This is a genomic window from Actinoplanes xinjiangensis (assembly GCF_003148685.1).
Classification (GTDB): Bacteria; Actinomycetota; Actinomycetes; order Mycobacteriales; family Micromonosporaceae; genus Actinoplanes; species Actinoplanes xinjiangensis.
In genome coordinates this window covers 339,930-361,848 of sequence record NZ_QGGR01000002.1, presented here as the reverse complement: position 1 = coordinate 361,848, position 21,919 = coordinate 339,930, and the positions used below count along the sequence as shown (strand labels likewise).

23 protein-coding genes are annotated in these 21,919 nt (G+C 70.3%); 8 read left to right on the top strand and 15 right to left on the bottom strand.

Translation table 11 applies throughout. The annotated features are described in order from the left end of the window. Nucleotides 1-347: 347 nt before the first annotated feature. A complete protein-coding gene (locus BC793_RS05170; RefSeq protein WP_109589698.1) occupies nt 348-722 on the bottom strand; it encodes a cupin domain-containing protein in 375 nt (124 codons plus the stop codon). Between the two features lie 72 nt (nt 723-794). Between BC793_RS05170 and BC793_RS05165 the strand changes: the two genes are divergently transcribed. After that, a complete protein-coding gene (locus BC793_RS05165) occupies nt 795-1,238 on the top strand; it encodes a MarR family winged helix-turn-helix transcriptional regulator (protein WP_239170109.1) in 444 nt (147 codons plus the stop codon). A gap of 356 nt (nt 1,239-1,594) precedes the next feature. Beyond that, on the top strand, nt 1,595-2,062 hold the full coding sequence (locus BC793_RS05160; RefSeq protein WP_109589696.1) for an SgcJ/EcaC family oxidoreductase: 468 nt from the start codon (nt 1,595-1,597) through the stop codon (nt 2,060-2,062). 663 nt (nt 2,063-2,725) lie between these two features. On the opposite strand, the gene BC793_RS05155 is transcribed toward BC793_RS05160, so the two are convergent. Then, the gene (locus BC793_RS05155) at nt 2,726-3,679 is read right to left on the bottom strand and encodes an aldo/keto reductase (protein WP_109589694.1); all 954 of its coding nucleotides are present in this window, start codon (nt 3,677-3,679) and stop codon (nt 2,726-2,728) included. 298 nt (nt 3,680-3,977) lie between these two features. Between BC793_RS05155 and BC793_RS05150 the strand changes: the two genes are divergently transcribed. After that, entirely contained in the window at nt 3,978-4,355 is a 378-nt protein-coding gene (locus BC793_RS05150; protein WP_239170110.1) for a hypothetical protein, read from the top strand. A gap of 4 nt (nt 4,356-4,359) precedes the next feature. Here BC793_RS05150 and BC793_RS05145 read toward each other — a convergent pair whose 3' ends face one another. From BC793_RS05145 to BC793_RS05100, 10 genes are all read right to left on the bottom strand, one after another. Next, nucleotides 4,360-4,560, bottom strand: a complete 201-nt coding sequence (locus BC793_RS05145; RefSeq protein ID WP_109589689.1) for a hypothetical protein — start codon at nt 4,558-4,560, stop codon at nt 4,360-4,362. 53 nt (nt 4,561-4,613) lie between these two features. Further along, a complete protein-coding gene (locus BC793_RS05140) occupies nt 4,614-5,438 on the bottom strand; it encodes a class I SAM-dependent methyltransferase (protein ID WP_109589687.1) in 825 nt (274 codons plus the stop codon). Beyond that, entirely contained in the window at nt 5,435-6,754 is a 1,320-nt protein-coding gene (locus tag BC793_RS05135; RefSeq protein ID WP_109589685.1) for a GH1 family beta-glucosidase, read from the bottom strand. The genes BC793_RS05140 and BC793_RS05135 overlap by 4 nt, the downstream gene beginning before the upstream one ends. Beyond that, a complete protein-coding gene (locus BC793_RS05130) occupies nt 6,755-7,762 on the bottom strand; it encodes an ABC transporter ATP-binding protein (protein ID WP_109589683.1) in 1,008 nt (335 codons plus the stop codon). A gap of 73 nt (nt 7,763-7,835) precedes the next feature. After that, a complete protein-coding gene (locus tag BC793_RS05125) occupies nt 7,836-8,921 on the bottom strand; it encodes an ABC transporter permease (protein ID WP_109589681.1) in 1,086 nt (361 codons plus the stop codon). A gap of 4 nt (nt 8,922-8,925) precedes the next feature. Continuing rightward, a complete protein-coding gene (locus BC793_RS05120; protein ID WP_109589679.1) occupies nt 8,926-9,906 on the bottom strand; it encodes an ABC transporter permease in 981 nt (326 codons plus the stop codon). Next, the gene (locus BC793_RS05115) at nt 9,903-10,985 is read right to left on the bottom strand and encodes an ABC transporter ATP-binding protein (protein WP_109589677.1); all 1,083 of its coding nucleotides are present in this window, start codon (nt 10,983-10,985) and stop codon (nt 9,903-9,905) included. The genes BC793_RS05120 and BC793_RS05115 overlap by 4 nt, the downstream gene beginning before the upstream one ends. 85 nt (nt 10,986-11,070) lie before the next feature. Further along, nucleotides 11,071-12,765, bottom strand: a complete 1,695-nt coding sequence (locus BC793_RS05110) for an ABC transporter substrate-binding protein (protein ID WP_109589674.1) — start codon at nt 12,763-12,765, stop codon at nt 11,071-11,073. Between the two features lie 164 nt (nt 12,766-12,929). Beyond that, entirely contained in the window at nt 12,930-13,931 is a 1,002-nt protein-coding gene (locus tag BC793_RS05105) for a LacI family DNA-binding transcriptional regulator (protein ID WP_109589672.1), read from the bottom strand. Nucleotides 13,932-14,085: 154 nt separating this feature from the next. Further along, nucleotides 14,086-14,928 (bottom strand): NAD-dependent protein deacetylase, encoded by an 843-nt coding sequence (locus tag BC793_RS05100; protein ID WP_109589670.1) that lies wholly within the window; start codon nt 14,926-14,928, stop codon nt 14,086-14,088. Nucleotides 14,929-15,019: 91 nt separating this feature from the next. Here BC793_RS05100 and BC793_RS05095 point away from each other — a divergent pair, with 91 nt between their 5' ends. The 3 genes from BC793_RS05095 (at nt 15,020) to BC793_RS05085 (ending at nt 17,274) form a co-directional block, all read left to right on the top strand. Beyond that, nucleotides 15,020-15,358, top strand: coding sequence for a hypothetical protein (locus tag BC793_RS05095; RefSeq protein ID WP_109589668.1), 339 nt, complete (start codon nt 15,020-15,022; stop codon nt 15,356-15,358). A 60-nt stretch (nt 15,359-15,418) separates the two neighbouring features. Continuing rightward, nucleotides 15,419-16,120, top strand: coding sequence for a hypothetical protein (locus BC793_RS05090; RefSeq protein WP_109589666.1), 702 nt, complete (start codon nt 15,419-15,421; stop codon nt 16,118-16,120). 128 nt (nt 16,121-16,248) lie between these two features. Further along, nucleotides 16,249-17,274: an App1 family protein phosphatidate phosphatase gene (locus BC793_RS05085; RefSeq protein WP_109589665.1), complete on the top strand. Its 1,026-nt coding sequence runs from the start codon at nt 16,249-16,251 to the stop codon at nt 17,272-17,274. On the opposite strand, the gene BC793_RS50165 is transcribed toward BC793_RS05085, so the two are convergent. Beyond that, complete coding sequence (locus BC793_RS50165; RefSeq protein WP_170167199.1) at nt 17,271-17,444, bottom strand: hypothetical protein; 174 nt, start codon at nt 17,442-17,444, stop codon at nt 17,271-17,273. The two genes, BC793_RS05085 and BC793_RS50165, sit on opposite strands and share 4 nt — an antisense overlap. 17 nt (nt 17,445-17,461) lie before the next feature. Between BC793_RS50165 and BC793_RS05080 the strand changes: the two genes are divergently transcribed. Then, the gene (locus BC793_RS05080; protein ID WP_109589663.1) at nt 17,462-18,112 is read left to right on the top strand and encodes a hypothetical protein; all 651 of its coding nucleotides are present in this window, start codon (nt 17,462-17,464) and stop codon (nt 18,110-18,112) included. A 477-nt stretch (nt 18,113-18,589) separates the two neighbouring features. Here BC793_RS05080 and BC793_RS05075 read toward each other — a convergent pair whose 3' ends face one another. After that, entirely contained in the window at nt 18,590-20,170 is a 1,581-nt protein-coding gene (locus BC793_RS05075; protein ID WP_109589661.1) for a DEAD/DEAH box helicase, read from the bottom strand. A 162-nt stretch (nt 20,171-20,332) separates the two neighbouring features. On the opposite strand from BC793_RS05075, the gene BC793_RS05070 reads away from it, so the two are divergent. Beyond that, nucleotides 20,333-21,187, top strand: a complete 855-nt coding sequence (locus BC793_RS05070; protein ID WP_109589659.1) for a sigma-70 family RNA polymerase sigma factor — start codon at nt 20,333-20,335, stop codon at nt 21,185-21,187. A 50-nt stretch (nt 21,188-21,237) separates the two neighbouring features. Here BC793_RS05070 and BC793_RS05065 read toward each other — a convergent pair whose 3' ends face one another. After that, nucleotides 21,238-21,768 (bottom strand): hypothetical protein, encoded by a 531-nt coding sequence (locus BC793_RS05065; protein WP_109589657.1) that lies wholly within the window; start codon nt 21,766-21,768, stop codon nt 21,238-21,240. Between the last annotated feature and the right edge of the window lie 151 nt (nt 21,769-21,919).

Below are 21,919 nucleotides of genomic sequence, written 5' to 3'. Positions count from 1 at the left end.
CCTTTCTCCCGGCCGCCTGCCCGACGCAGGTGGGCTCAGCTGCGGCGACTGCCTGGTCGGCCGCCCAACCGTCGGGCCGGCTCCGCGATGAGGGTGGGGTCAGTCGCGGGGCGGCCTGGTCCGCTGCGCAAATGCCGGATCAGCTGCGCGATGGGGGCGGGGTCAGCTGCTTGACCCGCCTGATCGGCCGCCCGTTGCCGGGTCAGTCGCGGGGCGGCCTGGTTGGCCGCGCAAATGCCGGATCAACATCGCGATGACTGCGGGGTCAGCTGCGTGACCGCTTGGTCGGCCGCCCATTGCCGGGTCAGCTGCGCGACTGCCTGGTCAGCTGCGCGATGAGTGCCGGGTCAGCTCACCCAGGGCGGGGTGATGGTGGTCCCGTCCGGGAGGGTCGCCTCGAACCCGACGCTCGTGGTGACCCAGGCGGAAGCGGTCCCGGTTCCCTCGTTGTCCACGCGGAACTCCGTGCCGGCCGGCACGACCAGGACATCGCCTGCTCCGACGCGCCCGGCGACGCCGTCCAGACTGACCGACAGCTCGCCGGCCGAGACCATCAGCACCTCCTCCCGGCCCACCCGATGCGGCACGCCCGTCACCCCGCCAGCTATCTCGACCCGCCAGGTGCACAACTCGCGGCTGCCGGTCGACGGCGACGCGAAAGCGTGGAAGACGCTCCCGTGCAGCCGGTGAACCACAGCCTCGGTACCGCGATGAATCGCCATGCCCACTCCTCAACTAGTCAAGCTACTTGACCAAATAGTCAAGCAGCTTGACCGATATGTCAAACTGCCTCTGTGCACGACGATCTCCGCGACCTCCCGGTGCTTCTCCTCAGCGCGGCTCGCGCGCTGGTCGACGGCATCGACGCAGATGTACGGGCCAGTGGTTTCACCGACCTCCGCCCCGCACACGGCTTCGCGTTCGCCCGCCTGTCCGGCGGCGGCGCCACCGCCACCGACCTGGCCGAACACCTCGAGATCACCAAACAGGCGGCGAGCCAGATGGCCGAGGAACTGATCCGCAAGGGGTACGTGGAACGCCGCCCCCATCCCACCGACGCCCGAGCCCGCCTGCTGGTGCTGACCGAAAAAGGTCACGCCTGTACACGGGCGGCCGACCGCGCGGCCGCTCGCACTCTCGCCCCACTGGCCGCCACCCTGACCCCCGGCGAAGCGGCCGCCCTCCGCAGAGCCTTGACCCACCTCGCCACCCCGGGCCGCATCCGCCCCCTCTGGTGAACCCCGGCTGGTCGTGAGCGCTGTCTCAAGCCTCCCGAGACAGCGCTCACGACCAGCCGCAAAGTCTGGCGATCAGCGGTGGAGTTCTGAGGCTTCCCGCGATCAGCGGTGGAGTTCTGGCCCCCACGGCCAGCGGCGGAGTTCTGGAGTGTCCCGCCACCGGAGGCGGAGTTCTGGAGCGTCCCGTGACCGGAGGCGGCGTTTCGGGGCGTCCCGCGACCGGAGGCGCAGTTCTGCATTTTCCGCGAGGAGCCGCGGATTTCGGAGGTCTTACGCGACCGTCTTTGGCGCCGACGATGGCGTTCGACCGGGCGAGTGGTCGCCATCGACGGTGTCGGCGTGGGATTGTTCTCGGCATGGGTGTGACGCGTGCTGAAACAGGAGTCCGAGAGCTGTACCGGGATCTGCTCACCGCCTGGAACGAGCGTGACGCTGACCGGTTCGGGAGCTTGTTCGCGGAGGACGGGGTTCTGGTCGGATTCGACGGCAGTCAGGTGGACGGTCCGGAGGTCGCCAAGCACCTGACGCCGATCTTCCACGACCACCCGACCGCCACCTATGTGGCCAGAGTGCGCGAGATCCGTCTCCTGGGCCCGGGAGCCGTCCTGATCCGATCGATCGCCGGCATGATCCCGCCGGACGGCACGACCCTGGATCCGGCAGCCAACGCGGTCCAGACGCTGGTGGCCGAACTGCGGCTGCCCGGCTGGCGGGTCGTCCTGTTCCAGAACACTCCCGCCGAGTACCACGGCCGCCCCGAGGCGACGACCGCCCACATCACCGAACTGGAACCGCAGGCACCCGGCGGCCCACTTCTCACCTGACCCGCCCGGTCCCCGTCGGCAAGCCGCAACGGGGCCACCCGCCCGGTCCGGTCGGCAAGCCGCAACTGCGCCACCCGCCATTGCCGGAGCTGCCGCGGCCAGGCCCGCACCCCACGAGCCGTGGCCGAGGTACCACGTCGGCCGCTACGGGGATGGCTCGCGGCCTCGTTTCGCCCGGTGCCGGTGCTGAATCCGCAAGCTGTCCTGACACCGGACGGCCCGGCCATCCGGGACCGCATACGCCCCGGCTGGCCGTCACCGCTGTCTCAAAGGCTCTGAGACAGCGGTGAGAGCCAGCTCGATCTTCCTGGCTGGTCGTCACCGCTGTCTCGCGGCTCTTGAGACAGCGGTGACGACCAGCCAGAGAGATCGGCGGCCGCCGGCCAGGCTCCGGAGGCAGACGCTTTCTGGCATCCGGGCTGGGCCGCTGCGGTGATTGGGCGTGTAGGGAATGGTTAGGCGGCCGAGGGGCCGACGGCGAGGCGGTCGGGTCAGACGGCTGAGGGGCTGCCGGCGAGGCGTTAGGACGCGGCCCGGGCTCCGGGATCGGATGGGTGAGGGGCCGCCGGCGAGGCCGGTGGGGCGTGGCGCGGGCGGCACCGGGATCGGACGGGTGAGGGGCCGCCGGCGAGGCGGTGAGAACGCGGCGCCGGCGGCCGGGGATCAGTCGGTGAGGGCGGTGACCGCCTTGAGCTCGTCGGGGGCCAGCGGACCGCGAGCCTCGGCGGCGAGGCATTCGGCGAGTTCGGTGCGGTTCTTGACGCCGAGGATGACGCTGGCGACGCCGGGAACGCTCAGCGCGTACCGGTACGCGAGCCCCGCGGGACTCTCGCCGAGGGAGGCGGCGAGGGCGCGGAACGGTGCGGCGCGGGCGAAGTCGACGGCGGCCGGGTGATCGTCGGGGACGGTGCGGTCGAGGGCGTCGGTGAGGGAGCCCGCGGCGACGACGCGGATGGCGGTGACGGCGACGCCCGCGTCGGCGGCGGTACGCACCAGGGCGGCGTTGTCGGGCCGGACGGTGTCGCCGTGGATCCAGAGGTCGCCGTTCTGGTCGAGGGCGTTGACGACGATCTGGGCGGTGTCGGGCCGCGGGGCGGTGGCGAAGGCCTCCAGGATGGGTGCCGGGTCGCCGACGGCGGTGATGCCCCAGGCCCGGATCCTGCCTTCTTCCTGGAGGCGGAGGAACTCGGGGACGATCTCGTCGCGGTATCCGGCCGGGTCGATCGTTCCGGGCAGGACGGTCCCGGACCGGCGGAATTGGGTGTGCAGGACGAGGACGTCGAGGTGGTCGCGTTCCAGGCGGGTGAGGCTGGCGTGCAGGCTGCCGCGGATGCGGGCGGCGAAGTCGCGGCCGTCGTCGTCGGGCAGCTGCACCTTGCTGGTGATCATGACGTCGGAGGTCTGCCCGCGGAGCGCGTCGGCGACGGCCACTTCGGACTCGAAGCCGGTGCCGTAGCTGGGCGCCAGGTCCAGCATGGTGATGCCGGCGTCGAGGGCGGCGTGGACGGTGGCGACCGCTTCGGCGCGGTCGGTGCCACCCCAGACACCACCGATTCCGCCGCCACCGAGAGTGAGCGCGCTGATACGGCCGAGTCGGCCGAAGGGTCGCAGTTCCATGATGGTCTCCTCTTCGTTCCCGGCTGTCCGAATCGACCGTAGAACCTGGAGCGCGCTCCAGATCAAGCCCTGGATCGATTTCGGCGCGCCGTCGGCGCAGAGGTGTCCACCACGTGAATAATCCGTGCTCCCGTGCGCTTCAACCAGGGAGGATGGCGCCTGCGGGAAAGGGGGAGCGGTGGACGTCGTGACGCAGTGGGTGACTACCGAGTGGACCAGACGTTCCCGGGGTGGTCCGGGGGCCGCACTCCGGAGCGCGGTGCCCCAGGGCTTCCGTCTGCCCGCGAGGTGGCGCAGTGTGGTGCACGAGGTGATGATCACCGAGCGTAATGATTTTCGGCCGATCGAGTCGATCGGCGCGGAGCCTCCGGAGCGCGAGCCGGGCCTCGCGCGGTCCGGTCTGCGTCTGGTCCGGGCGGACAAGGGGGTACGCGTGGAGCTGCTCCCGGCCCGGCTCGGCGACCCGTCGCGGGGTCGCCGACCGTCGGCCGTCTGGCTGGCGCCGGGTGAGTGGCTGCGCTGGCAGGTGAACTACCGGATGTCCGGGCAGCGGATCGACGTCGGCCGTGGGGAGTACCGGCAGGACACGCTGAACATCGCGGTGGGCCCGGCCGATCCGGAGCTGTTTTTCGGCGAGCCCACCCGGCACATCGACGAGCGGGGTCTGCTGCGGTAGGGGTCTACTTGCTCGGCTCCGGCACGTCGCAAGTGATCTTCGGGTTGACGCCCATCCAGTTGAGGGGACCGGCCACGGTCGTGACGATGACCGTGCCGGCTTCCGCGCAGCTGGCGTCCTCGCTGTCGGAGAAGTAACCACGCTCGTAGGCGGCGACGACGCCGAGGACGAGCCAGATGACGAGAATGACCGCACCGATACGCATTGAGAGCCTCCAAGCCGGGGAATGAGCGGCTCATACCCCGGCGGAGGCGATCATTAAACGGGCTTGCGCGCCTGGAGCGTATAGGTGTGGGGCAGCCGCTCCGGCTTTTCGGTGAGCTGCCACTCCTTGGTGTCCAGTTTGTGCATGCGGCCGGGCAGGGCCTCCCACGGCACGCTCTGGTGTTCCTCCAGGCCGGTCAGGACGAGCCCGGCCTCGAGGACGGCGGTGACGATCTCGCCGAGACCGTGGTTCCACTCGTGGGTGACCGTGTGCTGGAACTCGTGGTCGGACTCCACGTAGGTGCCCGGCTCGTCCCAGATCTGCGGTTCCTTCTGTTCGAAGTACGGCTCGGTGATCGACAGCAGTCCGTCGGTACGGTCGTAGTCGAGGGACCACAGCACCGGATGTCCCTCACGGATGAACAACCGCCCGCCGGGGGCGAGCAGCGACGCCACGGTCCGCGCCCAGCGCCTGATGTCGGGAAGCCAGCCGATCGCCCCGATCCCGGTGAAGACCAGGCCGAACTCGCCGTCCAGGACCTCGCGGGCCGCGTAGACGTCACTCTGGACGAAGGGGATGTCGGCGCCGGCCCGGGCCGCGAGGGACCGGGCCTGCTCCAGGGATGCCCCGGAGAAGTCCAGGCCGGTCATCCGCGCCCCGAGCCGGGACAGCGAGATCGTGTCGGTGCCGATGTGGCACTGCAGGTGCACCCCGCGCAGCCCGGACACGTCGCCGAGCCGGGGTAGGTCGAAGCGGACCACGTCGCTGATGTACGCCGGGTCGTCGACGAACTTCTGGACCTGGTAGCCGGGCGACGCCGCATGTGGCGCCGCCCGCTCGTCCCAGTTGGCGCGGTTGATCTCGAGGTAGTCGGTCATGGAGCGGACGTTATGCGATCCCGGAACCACAGCGCACTGCGTTTAGGGGTGCGCCGCTGTGTCTCGTAGTCGACGTGCACCAGACCGAACCGCTTCGCGTAGCCTTCCGCCCACTCGAAGTTGTCCATCAGCGACCACGCGAAGTAGCCGCGCACGTCGGCACCCTCGGCACGGGCCGCGGCGACCGCGTCGACGTGTGCCGCGAGGTACGCCGTCCGTTCGGTGTCCTCGACGAAGCCGTCGGTGTCCGGGTGGTCGGGGTAGACCGCCCCGTTCTCGGTGACCACGAGCGGATACCCGTAGTCGCGGTGCAGTCGCAGCAGCAGCGTGGTGAACCGGTCCGGGGTGATCGGCCAGCCCAGGTCGGTCTGCGGCACGTCCGGCTTGATCTCGCGGACCACCGGCTGCCCGGCCGCGTCGACGGTGTTGCCGTCCAGGTCGCGGCCGGCGAAGTCCTGCCCGAAGTAGAAGTTGACCCCGAGCGTGTCGATCTGCGTCCGGGAGATGATCTCCAGGTCGCCGTCGCGGACCGGCAGCTCGTAGCCGCGGGCCGCGAGGTCCTCGACCACGTCCGCCGGGTAGCGGCCGTGCTTGAGCGGGTCCAGGAAGATCCGTGCCACGTTGCCGTCGGCCCGCCACGCCGCCGCGACGTCCAGCGGATCGTCCGAGGCCGGGGTGGCGGTGCCGATGTTCAGCGGGATGCAGATGTTGTTGTCCGGCCGCTTGATCGAGTTGGCCACCAGACCGTGCCCGAGGAGCAGGTGGTGGGCGGCCGCGGTGGCCGCGGCCACGTCGCGCCGGCCGGGCGCGAACACGCCGTGCTCATAACCGAGATAGGCCACGCACCACGGCTCGTTGACCGTCCCCCAGTTGCGGACGCGGTCGTTGAGGCGTGCGAAGACCATCTCGGAGAACTCGGCGAACCGGTACGCGGTGTCCCGGTTCGGCCAGCCGCCGGCGTCCTCCAGCTCCTGCGGCATGTCCCAGTGGTAGAGCGTCAGCCACGGTTCGATCCCGTTGGCCAGCAGCTCGTCGACCAGCCGGTCGTAGAAGTCGAGTCCGCGCGTGTTGGCCGGGCCGCGGCCGTGGGGCTGCACCCGCGTCCACGACACCGAGAACCGGTAGGCGTTCACCCCCAGGCTCTTGATCAGCTGTACGTCCGACGGCATCCGGTGGTAGTGGTCGCAGGCCACGTCGCCGGTCTCGCCGACCACGTCACGGGCGAAGGTGTCCCAGATCGACGCGGTCCGCCCGTCCTCGGCGGCCGCGCCCTCGATCTGATAGGCCGAGGTGGCGACTCCCCAGGTGAAGTCCATTCAGCCCACCGGCTCCCCGGTCGGGTGCAGCCAGCACGCCACCGAGCGGGTCCGGCCGTCCCCGGTGCCGGGCCGGCCGAGCACCGGGATGTTCCCGGCGCACGGGTCGAACGCCTTCGGGCACCGCGGGTGGAACGAGCACCCGGTCGGCATGCCCTTCAGGTCGGGCGGCGAGCCGGGGATGCCGGTCAGCTCACGGCGCGGGCCCTTCAGAGCCGGGAAGGACCCCAGCAACCCTTGGGAGTACGGGTGGAGCGCGTCCTTGTAGATGGCCGAGGCGGGTGCCTCCTCCACGATCCGGCCGCCGTACATGATCGCGATCCGGTTGGAGAACTCCACCAGCAGCGACAGGTCGTGGGTGATGAAGATGACCGAGAAGCCCAGCCGCTCGCGCAGCTCGATGAGCTGGCCGAGGATCTGCCGCTGCATCACCACGTCGAGCGCCGTGGTCGGTTCGTCCATGATCACGACCTGCGGCTGGAGGATCAGCGCCATGCCGATCATGACGCGCTGGCGCATGCCGCCGGAGAGCTGGTGCGGGTAGGCGTCCATCCGGTCCGGGGCGATGCCGACGAGCTTGAGCATCTCCCGGGCACGGGCCAGCCGGCTGGTCTCGCTCATCTTCGGCTCGTGGGCCTGCAGCACGTCGGTGAGCTGGGTGGAGATCTTGTGCACCGGGTTGAGCGAGTTCATCGCGCCCTGGAACACGATCGCCGTCTCCGCCCACCGGAACTTGCGGAGCCGCTCGTCGGAGAGGGCCAGCACGTCGTACGGGTCACCCTCGGCCGGGTGGTAGATGACCTGGCCGCCGGTGATCACCCCGGGCGGCGCGAGCAGGCGGGTCATGCCGTAGGCGAGGGTCGACTTGCCGGACCCGCTCTCCCCGGCCAGGCCCAGCACCTCACCGCGGTGCAGGGTGAGGTTGACGTCGCGGACCGCGCGGACACCCTGGTCGCCGAGTCCGTACCCGACGTTGAGGTTCTTGATCTCGAGAACCGGCTCGCTCATGACAACCCTCCGCTGCGCTCCGGGCCGTCATGACTCTCCGGGCTGAGTTCGATGATGAGCTCCCTCCGGTCGCTCATGGCGTGGCTTCCTCTCGTACGACCGGGGTGGCGCCGTGCGGGTCGACGGCCGGGATGGGCCGGGCACGGGTGTGTGGTTCGGGGGAGTTGCTGAGGACCGGCGTGAAACCGATGCGCATGCGGACCGTACGCCCCGTATTGGTCTTGATCTTGGTTTTGCCGGCGCTGCGGAGCCGGGGACTGACGAACTCGTCGATCGCGAAGTTGATCAGCGAGAGCGCCGTGCCGAGGATCGCGATGGCCAGGCCGGCCGGGACGAACCACCACCAGGCCGAGCGGGCGAGGGCCTGCTGGCCCTGCGCCCAGAACAGGATGGTGCCCCAGTTCCAGGTGTTGCCGGAGGTGATGCCGATGAAGGCCAGGGTGATCTCGGAGAGCACCGCGAAGATGACCGTGCCGACGAAGCCGGAGGCGATCACCGCGGTCAGGTTCGGCAGCAGCTCGAAGATGATGATCCGCCAGCTGCGCTCACCGGTGGCCCGGGCCGCCTCGACGTAGTCACGCCGGCGCAGCGACAGCGTCTGCGCCCGCAGCACCCGGGCGTTCCAGGACCACGAGGTGAAGCCGATGACCAGGGCGACCACCCATTCGCCGGCGTTCTCCATGATCGACGTGACGATGATGATCAGCGGCAGGGCCGGGATCACCAGGAAGACGTTGGACAGCGCGGACAGGCCCTCGTCGGTCTTGCCGCCGACGTAGCCCGCGGTGACCCCGATGAGGACCGACAGCACGGTCGCCACGATGCCGGCCAGGAAACCGACGAAGATCACGCTGCGGGTGCCGACCAGCAGCTGGCTGTAGACGTCCTGGCCCAGGTGGGTGGTTCCCATCCAGTGCGCGGAGGAGGGGCCCTGCATCAGGTCGGCGCCGCGGGCACCCGGGTCGAACGGGGCGATCCAGGGGCCGATGATCGCCAGCAGGATGTAGATGCCGAGGATGATCAGGCCGGTCGCGGCCTTGCGGTTGCTCAGGAACAGGAACCGCCGGCGCTTGGCCTTGCCGGGCTTGCCGGCCTCCGGCTGGGCCATCGCCCCCTGGCCTGGAATGACCTGCTCGATGCTCGAGGTGGGGATCGTCACCGGTTCAGCCCTCCTTACGGGTGCGCGGGTCGAGGAACAGGTACGCGACGTCCGCGAGCAGGTTCGCCACCAGCACCGAGATCGTGATGACCAGGAAGATGCCCTGCATCAACGGGTAGTCGTTAGCGCCCAGCGCCTGGAAGAGCTGGAAACCGATGCCCGGGTACGAGAAGACGATCTCCACCAGGAAGGTGCCGCCGACGATGAAGCCGAGCGACAGGGCGAACCCGGACACGTTCGGCAGCAGCGCGTTACGGGCCGCGTAGCTGAGCGCCACCCGGCGCTCGGGCAGGCCCTTGGCGTGCGCGACGGTGATGTAGTCCTCGCTGGAGACGGTCACCATCATGTTGCGCATGCTCAGGATCCAGCCGCTGACCGAGGAGATCAGGATGGTCAGCGCGGGCAGCAGACTGTGCTGGAGGGCGCTCGGGATGAAGTACATGTCCCAGGCCGGCACCAGGCCGACCTCGGCGCCGCCGCCCGACGGGAAGAAGCTGTCCGGCCCGGTGAGCAGGTAGATCGCGATGATGCCGAGCCAGAAGTACGGCACCGAGGAGAAGAACGTGGTCACCGGCAGCAGGCCGTCGGTCCACGAACCGCGCCGCCAGCCGGCCAGCACGCCGAGCCCGGTACCGATGATGAAGCTCAGGATCGTCGTGACGCCGACCAGCATCAGCGTCCACAGGATGCTGTCGGACAGCACCTCCGACACCGGGGTCGGGAAGAACGCGAAGGACAGGCCGAGGTCACCGGCGAACAGCTGCTTCCAGTAGTCGACGTACTCCGACCACACGTTGCCGTTCTTGTCGATGCCGAACAGCACGTAGAGCGACTCGATGGCCTGCGTGCTGAGTTGACCCTGGTACTTGGTGATCAGGGCCTGCACCGGGTCACCCGGGATCAGCCGGGGGATGAAGAAGTTGAGCGTGATCGCCGCCCACGCGGTGAACACATAGAACGCGACACGCTGGAGGAGGAACTTCATGACGCCACCGCCGAGCCGGGTCGCTGGGCGGCGACGGTCGCCTCGTCGTAGAGCCAGCAGGCCGCCCAGTGCCCGGGCCTGTCGCCGATCTCCAGCCGGACCGGCAGGTCGGTGGTGCAGCGCGGCATCGCCATCGGGCAGCGCGGGTGGAACCGGCAGCCGGACGGCGGGTGGATCAGGCTCGGCGGCTCGCCGTTGCCACGGTCCTCCTCCAGGACGTCGGCGTCGGCGGTCAGCCGGTCCGGGTCCGGGGCGGAGTCGATCAGAAGCCGGGTGTACGGGTGGGCCGGCGACTGGGTGACGCTCTCGCTGTCGCCGCCCTCGACCATCCGCCCGGCGTACATCACCAGGGTCTGATCGGCGAAGTAGCGGGCCGAGGCGATGTCGTGGGTGATGTAGAGGATCGCCAGGTCGAGGCGTTCCTTGAGGTCGCGCAGCAGGTTCAGGATGCCGAGCCGGATGGAGACGTCGAGCATCGACACCGGCTCGTCGGCGAGGAGTGCCTCCGGCTCGGCGCCGAGAGCGCGGGCGATCGCCACACGCTGGCGCTGGCCGCCGGAGAGTTCGTGGGGGAACTTGTCGAGGTAGCGCTCGGGCGGCGTCAGGTGCACCCGGTTCAGGAGCCCGTGCAGCGCGTTCTCGAGGTCCTCGGCGGTCTTTCCGGCGTGACCGTGGATCTTCAGCGACCGGGTCAGGTGGTACCGGATGGTGTGCACCGGGTTCAGCGACGCGAACGGGTCCTGGAAGATCATCTGCACCTGGGCGCAGTAGCGGCGGAACGCCGATCCGGACTTCACCCGGGTGGACGTCCCGTGCAGCCGGATGTCCCCGGCGGTCCGGGGGTAGAGCTGGGCGAGCAGGCGGGCCACCGTGGACTTGCCGGAGCCGGACTCACCCACCAGGGCGGTCACCTGACCGCGGCGCAACGTGAGATTCACGTCGTCGACGGCGTGCACGGCGTCGTGCTTCCTACTGAACAGATCACGCAATTTCCGGCGGACGGGGAAGTGCTTGGTCAGGCCGATGGCCTCAAGCACCACCTCACCGGCCGGCGTCTCAGCGTCGGGTATCGACGTCATGCCGGGGTTCCTTCGTGCAGGAGTGGGCACTGGAGCGGGCTCCCCGCCCGGTGGAGAACCGGGCGGGGAGCCCCTGTCAGAACGGTCAGGCGGCGGGCTTGAGGGCCAGTACGACCATCAGGGCACCGGCCTGGGTGGGCTGTCCCGGCGCGAACGAGTCCGCGTCGGACGGCCAGCCGACCCACTTCTTGGTGCTGTACGCGGCACCGACGTTGTCCGAGCCGATCGGCAGCATCGGGGCCTGCTCCACGAAGATCTTCTGGAGCGTGGCGAGCGCGGTCTTACGCGTCGCCTCGTCGGTCGCGTTCGAGTACGCCTTGAGCGCGGCGGTCGCCTCCGGGCTCTCGAAGCGGCCGAAGTTGCCCTGCTGGGCGGCGGTGCCGATCGGCTTCATCAGGTCGCCGTCCATGACGGTCTGGTAGATGTCGAACGGCGTCGAGCCACCGTTGGTCCACCGCATCGTGGCGCCGAAGTCGCCCTTCTGCACGTTGGTGTCCCAGACGTTCTGGTTCGGCTTCTCGACCTCGGCCGCGATACCGATCTTGCTCAGGTTGTCCTTGATGATCTCAAGGGTGGTCTGGTAGTCGGACCACGGAGCCGGGTCGGTCAGCTTGATGGTGACCGGCGCGCCGGTCTTGTCCTTGAGGACGGTGCCCTCGAGCTTGTAACCGGCACCGGCCAGCAGCGTCTTGGCGCCCTCGACGTCGACCGAGAAGGTCTTGCCCTTGTACTCGTCGGCGATGTAGGCGTCACCCGCGCCCTCCGGCAGACCGGTGACGCTCTTGATCTCCGGGTGGAAGTAGCCGGCCTCGGCCTGCGTGAAGATGTCGGTGCGGTTGATGACCATGTTCATGGCCTGGCGGAGCTTCGGGTCGTCGAACGGCTTCTTGGTGGTGTTGATGTAGAGGCCGTGGATGCCCAGCACGCCCGGGGCCCAGATCTTGTGGTTCGCCGGGTCCTTGGCGATGAAGGTCTGCTGGTAGTCCGGGATGAAGACGAAGCTCCACTCGGACTGGCCGCTGGCCAGCGCGGTGAGCTGGGTGTCGTTGCCGGAGTACGAGGTGTACCGCAGCTCCTTGACCTTCGGCAGTTCCTGCCAGTAACCGCTCTCACGGGCCTCAAGGATGATGCCCGTCTGCGACCACGTCTTCAGCGTGAACGGACCACTGCCGACCGGGGTCTTGATCGTGTCGGTGGCCGGGTCCGCGATCGTCGACCAGAGGTGCTTCGGGACGATCGGGGTCTGGCCGATGACCTTGTGGTGCGTGGTGAACTGCGACGACTTGAAGGTCATCTTGACCTTGTTGCCGTCCGCGGTGATCTGGTCGTACGGGATGGCGTACGAGTTGAGCGCGCCGTCCTTGCTGTCCCGGATCAGGGTGTGCGTGAAGACGACGTCCTCGGCGGTCAGCGGCTTGCCGTCGGACCAGGTGGCACCGTCCCGGATGACCAGGTCGACGGTCTTCCAGTCGGCCGACCACTTGATTTCGCTGGCCAGCCACGGCTTGAGCGGCTGGTCGGGCTTCGTGTTGTTCCACTGGCCGAGGGGCTCGTAGATCATCCAGCGGTAGCCGAGGTTGGTCGCCGAGGAGGAACCGATGAACGGGTTGTTGTTCTCGGTCTGGGTGCTGTTCGGCATACCGATGGACAGGAAGCCGGCCGCCTTGCCGTTCGCCGCGTTGTCCTTGTTGGCGGCGTTGGGTGATTCGCTGCAGGCGGCCATACCGCCGCTGGCGAGCACACCCGCCAGGGCGACCGCGAAAAGCTTACGACGCTGCATCGAGAGTTCTCCTCGTGAATTCATCGCGTGGTGAGGGGTGAGAGGGGTGCCCTGAGGGCGTGCGGCATCGCGTGACCGGCCGTCGGCCGGCCCCGGGTGCCACCGATCCCCGGCCGCCGCGGCGGCCGGTCGATGTTTCTATCGGGTGTGTGTCGGTTCGCCGATCAGACGACGGTGGACTCTCGGACGGTGAAAGTCGCCGGGATGATCGTCGGGCGGTTCGGGAGCGGTGTTCCCTCGAAATGGGCCAGCAGCGTACGGGCCGCCGCCTCACCCATCTCGCGCATGGGCTGGTGGACCGTGGTCAGCGGCGGCTGGGTGTGCTCCGCCATCGGGATGTCGTCGAAGCCGACGACCGAGACGTCCTCCGGGATGCGCCGGCCGTTCTCCAGCAGTGCCTGCATGGCGCCGGCCGCGGAGACGTCGTTGTGGCAGAAGACGGCGTCGAACTCGACACCGGCCGCGATCGCCTGGTGGATCACCTTGGCGCCCTGCTCGAAGGTGAAGTCGCCGAGCAGGATCCGGTCCTCGTCGACCGGGTGACCGGCCTCCGCGTAGACCGCGGTGAACCCGTCCCGGCGCTGCTGGGTGCAGCCGAACCGGGACGGCCCGGTGATCATCAGCGGCCGGTGACGGCCCACCTCGATCAGGTGCCGGGCGGCCACGCCGGCGCCGAGGTGATTGGTCGTCCCGACACTGGGGATCTGCCCGGACATCTGGTCCCGATCGTCGATCAGGACCATCGGCAGGCCGCGGGCGTGCAGGGTGGCGATGTAGTCGAGAGTGCCCTCCGGCTCGATGACCAGCAGCCCGTCGAACGACTTGGCCGCGACCTGGGCGCCGAACTGGCGCATCGAGTCCTCGCCGCGATTGCAGGTGAACAGGAGCAGGCCGTACTCCTCGGCTTCGAGGACGTCGACCGCTCCCTGCACCACCTCGCCCATCCACGGCCAGGTCAGCGAGGGCACGAGCATGGCCACCACCCGGGTGCGTCCGCGGGCCAGATTGACCGCCCGGGCGCTGGGCACGTAACCGAGCTCCTCGATCACCGCGCGGACCCGCGCGGCGGTCGATTCGTCCAGCTCACCCTTGCCGTTGAGAACCCGGGAAACGGTGGTCTTGCTGACCTTCGCCCGGGCCGCCACGTCGGCGATGGTGATCGGCACGCTCGCTCCTCAGTTGCTTCCGGTTGATTGCCCCGGGGTTTCGGAACCGGTTTCGGGACCGGTTTCGGCAGTCAACCTCAGTGAGAGCCGTCACGTCAACGGGCCGAGCGAGCTATTTCGATTTCAAGACGGTAACCGAGTTCGGTAAACAGTCTTAAACGGTAAGTGGGGCAAGATTCGGGAGAATCACCCCGAGCGGGGCGTCGATCACCAGGTCCGCATAGGGCTCGCCGCGGGTCACGCCCCGGTTCACGATCGCCACCCGCACGCCGTCACGGACCGCCCGCAGCACGAACCGGCGCCCCGACATGACGGTCAGCGACGAACCCAGGACCAGCAGCGTGCGCGCGCCCGCCACCAGCGCGAACGACCGGGACACCCGGTCCGGCGGCACCGTCTCGCCGAAATAGACCACGTCCGGCTTGAGCATCCCGCCGCACGCCCCGCAGTCGACCACGGTGAACCCGGCCACCTCGGCGTCGTCCAGCTCCACGTCCCCGTCCGGATTGACCGTCGCCGCCACCGCCTCGAACCCCGGATTGGCCGCCGACAGTCGCGCCTCCAGCTCGTCACGGCCGGACGTGTCGCCACACGCCAGGCACACCACCCGGGCCATGTTGCCGTGCAGCTCGATCACGTCCCGGGCACCGGCGGCCTGGTGCAGACCGTCCACATTCTGCGTGATCACCCCGGCCAGCAGGCCCCGCTCCTGCAACCGGGCCACCGCCCGGTGGCCGTCGTTGGGCCGCGCGTCACCGATCGTGCGCCAGCCCAGGTGGCTGCGCGCCCAGTAACGCCGGCGGGCCACCGGATCGCCGGTGAACGTCTGATAGGTCATCGGCGAGCCGCGCCGGGCCGAACCGGAGGGGCCGCGGTAGTCCGGAATACCGGAATCGGTGGACAGGCCGGCGCCACTGAGCACCACGACGTCACCCTCGGCGACCCACTCGTCCAGCCGGGCCACCTGCTCCACCATCTCGAGGTCCATGCCCTCCATGGTCCCTCGCCCGGGTGACCGCGGAAGCAACCCGTACGAGTGGTGCGGCCGCGTTCGTCCGGCGCGACCGGGAGGGGTGCCCAGTAGGTTGATGGACGTGATCACGGTGGCGCAGCCGGCCGCCCGTCCCTGGGACGGGCAGCGGATTCTGCGTTTCCTGACCGGGCTGGCGATGCTCGCCCTGGCGGTCACCCTGCGCCTGCCCGGACCTGCGACGGCGGCCCCCGTGGCCGCACCCGCCGCACCCGCGCCGGCCGTCGCGGCGGCGGAGATCACCGCCCCGGATCCGGCGATCTACGAGTCGGAGCGGATCGGGCCGGAGCCGGTCGGCCAGGCCGCCGCCCTCCCCACGACAGTGACGTTCACCACCCGTATCCCGCGTGGCGAGACCCCGGGGGCCACCGGCCCCCGCGCACCCCCGGTTCACTGACGGGTCCCCTCCCGGATCCGTCACCACCGGCCGTAGATCGACCTACCACTGGGGTGCTCCATGGAATCCGTCCTGCAAACCTTTCTCAGCGCGGTCCCGCAGGCGACCGCGATCTGGCTCACCATCCTGCTCGCCCTGGCCGTGGCGGTCGCCGTCGCGGCCCTGCCCCGGGGCGTGACCGTGCCCGAGCCGCCCGTCGAGGAGAACCGGCTCGCCGACCGGCTGGAGGCCGCCGCCGACGAGGCGGCCGACGTGGCCGAGCGGCGCCGCGCCGACTGGCTCACCGCCCAGCAGGCCGTCGACGAGACCTGGGCCGCCTACGAGCAGGCGTCCGACGAGGCCCGCCGGGCCGGCGCCGCCACGGCGTTCCCGCTGATGAGCCGCCGCCGCAAGCTCGGCGACAACGTCGACCGTCAGCGCTACCTGCACCGTGCCGCCACCGAACTGTGCCGCTCCCAGGACCTGTCGATCGCCCAGCTCAACGACGTCTACGCGCACCGCGGCTGGAACCCCCGGCTGCACCCGGTCCAGCAGGAGCCGGTCCTGCTCAACGCGGTCCGGGCGCACCGCTTCGACGCGTACCAGCGGGCCGTCGAGAAGGAACGGGCCGCCTGGCGCAGCGCCGACGCCGCCGCCGAGACCCTGCGCGGCCTGCGCGCCGAGGCGGCCGCCGCCCGGCTGCGCGGCCCGGTCACCGAGGCGGGCGAGCAGCAGGTCTTCGCCGAGCACTGGACACCGGCGGAACTACCCGCCGCCGCCTGATGTCCACCCCGGATCCGCCGACCGTTCCCAGCGGACCGTGACAACCTCCGGGTACCGTGGCCGGGCGGGCGGTACGGATCGGCAAGGAGGCGACGGTGACGATAACTCCCGCGGGGGGATCCTCGCCCATGGTCCGGATACATCGGGCCGCCCTGATCGAGGACGCCGTCCACGAGATGGTCGAGCGCCGCCTGCGTGGCCGCGGATGGAAGCCGTACATCACCGCGTACACGGGATACGGCGGCTCCGGCTGGGCCCGCGTGATGGCCCGGGTGCTCCTGGCCAGGCCCGGTACGGTCCGCCGGCGCCGGGAGAAGGTCCGCGGCTGGCGCAGTTTCACCACCACCCCGGTGAGCAGCGCCCTGGTCCGCATCGAGCTCGGGAACACGGTCACCGAGGCCCGCACCGACCGTAGTGGATACCTCGACGTCATCGTCAAGGGCGATCTGAACCCCGGCTGGGGCTGCGCGAAACTCTCCACCGAGGGCACCGTCCCGGTCGAGGCACCGATCCGGGTCATCGATCCCGGCGTCAAATTCGGTGTGATCTCCGACATCGACGACACCGTGATGGTCACCACACTGCCGCGCCCGCTGCTCGCCGCGTGGAACACGTTCGTCCTCGACGAGCACGCCCGCGCCGCCGTCCCCGGCATGGCGGTCCTCTACGAGCGGCTGGTGCACGCCAACCCCGGCACGCCGGTCGTCTACCTCTCCACCGGCGCGTGGAACGTCGCGCCCACCCTCACCCGGTTCCTCAGCCGCCACCTCTACCCGGCCGGCCCGATCCTGCTCACCGACTGGGGCCCCACCCCCGACCGCTGGTTCCGCAGCGGTCAGGAGCACAAACGCAAGTCGCTGCGCCGGCTCGCCGAGGAGTTCCCCGACGTGCGGTGGCTGCTCATCGGCGACGACGGTCAGCACGACCAGGAGATCTATTCCGAATTCGCCCGGGAGTATCCGCAGAACGTGGCAGCCGTGGCGATCCGCCGGCTGTCGCCGACCCAGGCCGTGCTGGCCGGCGCCGTCCCCGGCCCGTCGGAAGCCGCCGAAGTCGTGCCCTCCGGCGGAAAGAACTGGTTCGCGGCCCCCGACGGCGCCGGTCTCTGGTCGCTGCTGCGCGACACCGACCTGGTCCCCAAGCCCCGCGACTAGGGTTTCTCCTGCTCCGGCCCGGTCGCCACCTCGGCCACCCGCTCATGCAGCCGGCCCCGGATCTCCTCCGGCGTGTACGCCCGGCGCTTGCGTTCCGCCCGGGCGATCACCGCCCCCGTCGCCGCGACTCCCGCCAGCCCCGCCAGTCCCGCTATCTTCCACCAACGCATCAGCCGAGAATAGACATGTGGGAGCAGAACTCAGCCTCGACGAGGCCATCGACCTGACCCGTACCGGCGACATCTGGATCTTCCGGGGACGATCCGGGCCGGACCGGGCCATCCAGACCCTCACCAACAGCCCGGTCAACCACGTCGGAATGTCCCTGGTGATCGACGACATGCCGCCGCTGATGTGGCATGCCGAGCTCGGCAGATCGCTCCCGGACATGTGGTCCGGCAGATTCCAGCGGGGCGTCCAGCTGCACGATCTGCGCGACGCCGTCACCGTCTGGGCCCGGCGCTACGGCCAGCGCGGCTGGCTGCGGCAGCTCGACCCCGGCGTCACCCGGGCGATGGAGGACAAGGCCCTCAAGACCGTCGCCCGCCTCGACGGCACCCCCTTCCCGTCCACGTCGCAGCTCGCCGCCCGGTGGGCGCGCGGCCGGGTCCCGCAGATCCGGCTGCCCTGGCAGGACCGGGAGGAGAGCGAGGCCAGCCTGGAGAAGGCGTACTGTGCCGAGGTCGTCGCCGTCACCTACGAGGACATGGGCCTGCTGCCGCGCGGCCGCAAGGCCAACTGGTACGACCCGGGCCGCTTCTGGAGCGGCGACGAACTCGAACTCTGCGCCGGATTCGCCCTCGGCGACGAGATCGCCGTCCGGGTCCCAGAGGCCTGACCCCCGACCCGCCGCCCCGGCCTGCCCCGGTGGCTCGCCGCCCCGGCCCTTCCTCGGCCCCCGGGCTGCGGCTTGCCGCTGTGGCCTGAGATCCCCGCCCTGCCGCCCCCAGCCACCCCCCCGGCTGGCCGTCACCGCTGTCTCCGGACCTTCGAGGCAGCGGTGGGGACCAGCCCGAAAGATCCAGCTGGCTGTCACCGCTGTCTCAGCGCGTCTGAGGCAGCGGTGGGGACCAGCCCGAAGGGGCTGGCTGGCTGTCACCGTTGTCTCAGCGCGTCTGAGGCAGCGGTGGGGACCAGCCGGGCATGAGCCCCCGCCCCGCGCTATGCCGGCGTCGAGCTGGGCGTTGGCGAGGGTTTCAGGGTGGGTCGGGCGGTGAGCAGGGTCCGGCTGTGCGGTAGGTCTGGGGGAAACGAGGATCGCCGCCCGTCGACAGACGGGCGGCGATCGGTGGTGCTGTGGTGGGACGGGCGTCCGTCAACGACCGGTACGCCGGCCCCCGCCCCGTGACGAGAAGGCAGCCGCGCCCCCGCCCGTGGACGGAGCGGTGGACGTGGAACGCGGCGAAGCGGAACGCGTGCCCGCTCCGGCCGTGGTGGCGCGCTGCTGCGGCGTACCCGAGCGGTGGTCTGAACCGGAACCACGGGCCTGCCCGGACCCGGCCGCGGACCCCCGTCGCCGGGAACCCTGACCGTTGTCGGCGGCGCCGGCACGCGGGCGGCCCTGACCCGTGGACGATGCCGCGGGCGCCGCCCCCTCGGTCGTGGAGTGGCCACGGCCTCGCCGCGGACGGCGGGACCGGGAGCGGCCGCCCGAACCGGTGCTGTCCTCCGGCGACGCCGGGCGGGACGGACCGGACGGTGTCGACGGCGCGGCCGGGGGAGCGGGTGTCACGAAGATGCGCTCACCCGGCGCGAGCTGGGCCAGCAGGGCGTCGCCCGGCCGGGTGCGGGTGGTGACCGGGCGGATGCCGGCCTTGCGGGCCAGGTCCCGTACGTCGGCCTGCTGCTCGTCGGTCATCAGCGTGATCACCGTGCCACGGGCGCCGGCCCGCGCGGTCCGGCCGGACCGGTGCAGATAGGCCTTGTGCTCGACCGGCGGGTCGGCGTGGATGACCAGGCTGACGTCGTCGACGTGGATGCCGCGGGCGGCGATGTCGGTCGCGACGAGCGTGCCCGCGCTGCCGTCGGAGAACGCCGACAGGTTGCGGTTACGCGCGTTCTGGGCGAGGTTGCCGTGCAGCTCGACAGCCGGCACACCGGCCGCGTTGAGCTGGCGGGTCAGCACCTTGGCACGCCGTTTGGTACGGGTGAACACCACCGAACGGCCGGGCGCGGCGAGAAGCTCGACGAGGATGCCGAACCGGTCGTCGTCGCGCACGTGCAGCACGTGGTGGTCCATCTCGACCGGCGTCTGGGCGGCCGAGTCGACGTGGTGGGTGACGGGCCGGCGCATGAATTTCTGCACCAGCACGTCGACCCCGTTGTCCAGGGTGGCGGAGAAGAGCAGCCGCTGACCGCCGACCGGAGTCTGTGACATCAGCCGCCGCACCACCGGCAGGAAGCCCAGATCGGCCATGTGGTCGGCCTCGTCGAGGACGGTCACTTCGACCGCGTCGAGCGAGGCGTGACCGCTGCGGATGTGGTCGTCGAGCCGGCCCGGGCACGCCACCAGCACGTCGACGCCCGCTTTCAGCGCCTTGATCTGCGGGTTGGGACCGACGCCGCCGAAGACGACGAGGGTACGCAGACCGGCCGCGTCGGCCAGCGGGCGCAGTGTCGCCTCGATCTGAGTGGCCAGTTCCCGGGTGGGCGCCAGGATCAGCGCACGTGGGCGGCCGGGTTGCGGTTTGCGTGCCGCGGCGGCGAGGCGTGCCACGAGCGGGATCACGAAGGCGTACGTCTTGCCGGAACCGGTACGCCCCCGGCCCAGCACGTCACGCCCGGCCAGAGAGTCGGGCAGGGTTGCCGCCTGGATGGGGAACGGGGTGGTGATCCCGAGCCGGTCAAGCGCCGTGTTGAGGACGGCGGGCACGCCGAGCTCGGTGAAGGAAGTCATGAAGATGGAAACTCCGAATGGTCGATTACTGATCATTCTAGCTCGGCTTCGTCTGCAACCGGTTCGCACCCGAAGGCGAACCGGTCCGCACTCAACGCGCCCCATCTTTCTCCTCAGCGCCGGACATCCCCCCTGACCGGCCGGTACCTGAGGAGACCCCCGATGAGTGTTGAGACACCTGCTGTCGAGCGGCGTGGCGAGGACATCGTCCGGGCGAACATGCCGCTCGTCGGACATCTGGTCCGGGAGATGCTGGCCCGGGTTCCCTCGCACGTCAACCGGGACGACCTGCTGTCCGCCGGGTATGCCGCGCTGGTGGCGGCGGCCCGGGGCTTCGACCCGGAGCGAGGGGTGCCGTTCCCGCGATTCGCGGCGGCCCGGGTACGCGGTGCGCTGCTGGACGAGTTGCGCGGGCTCGACTGGGCCAGCCGCTCGGTCCGGCAGCGGGCCCGGCGTGCCGATTCGGCACGTGAGGAGCTGATGGCGGCGCTGGGCCGTACCCCGACCGTCCAGGAGGTGGCCGACAAGCTCGGCTGCAGTGTCGAGGACATCGAGCACGGCGAGGGTGACGTGCACCGCGCGACCGTCTTCAGTCTCCAGGGCTTCGCCACCGCGACCGCCGACGACATCGTCACCGAGCCGGGACTCGGCCCGGAGGACATGCTGTTGCGCCGGGAACGGTTCGGCTACCTCCGGCACGCCGTCGACGCGCTCCCGGAGCGGCTGCGGGTGGTGGTGGAGGGCTACTTCTACGCCGAGCGGCCGATGGCCCAGATCGCGGCCGAGCTGGGGGTCAGCGAGTCGCGGGTGTCGCAACTGCGGGCTGAGGCGCTGGTGCTGCTCCGGGACGGGCTGAACACCCACCTGGACCCGGCGCTCGCGGCGCAGAGCCCGCCCAAGGAAGGCTGTGTGGCCCGGCGGCGGGCCGCGTACTACGACAAGATCGCCAGCCGGGGGACGCTGCGTACCCGGCTGGCCCTGACCGGCCCGGACGGCCTGCCGTTGGTGGCCGCCTAGACCTCGCGGGAGAGCGGGGCCCGTCGCGGTTCGCGGCGGGCCCCAATAACTCAGGAGTTGGCGCAGGTTCCGGCCTTCTTCTGGGCGGCGATCGCCTTGGTGGCGCCCATCTTGTAGAGGCTGAGCCCCTCCTTGGCGGGCTCGAGCTTCCAGGCGTCCTGCTCGTAGACCATGGTGTACGACTGCGCCGCGACCAGCTGCTTCGCGATCACGACGGCCTTGTCGGCGCCCTCCATCCGGGCGCTGGTCAGCTGGATCGCCAGGCCCTTGCGGGAGCAGGCGGTGTTCAGCTTGACGTAGTCGTCCTTGCTGATCGCCTTCTTGCCGGCCGCGGTGTACATGTCCCAGGCTCCGGCGAAGTCGCCGCCGCTGAACCGGTCGAACACGACCTGCGCGGCGGCCTTGGCACCGTCCAGGGTCTTGGGCTGGGGGCCGCCGGCTTCGGCCGCGGCGGCCGCGGCGTTGCCGGCCGGCTCCGGTTCCGGGGTCTCCTCGGTGCAGGCGGCGGCGAGGGTGAGGGTGGCGACCGCGGCGAGGGCCACGGCGCCCAGCCGCAGGTGCTTCGGGTGGCTGTTGTCCATGTTCCGGTTAATGACGGCTGCCCGCCGGGCGTAACGGCCCCGGCGTGTCGATGACGGGTTCCGGACACTTGCGCCCGCGGCCGTAACCCGCCGGGCCTCGGCTATTCTGGTCGTTTGCCGAATGCTCCACGGGCAAAGAAAAAGGCAACCA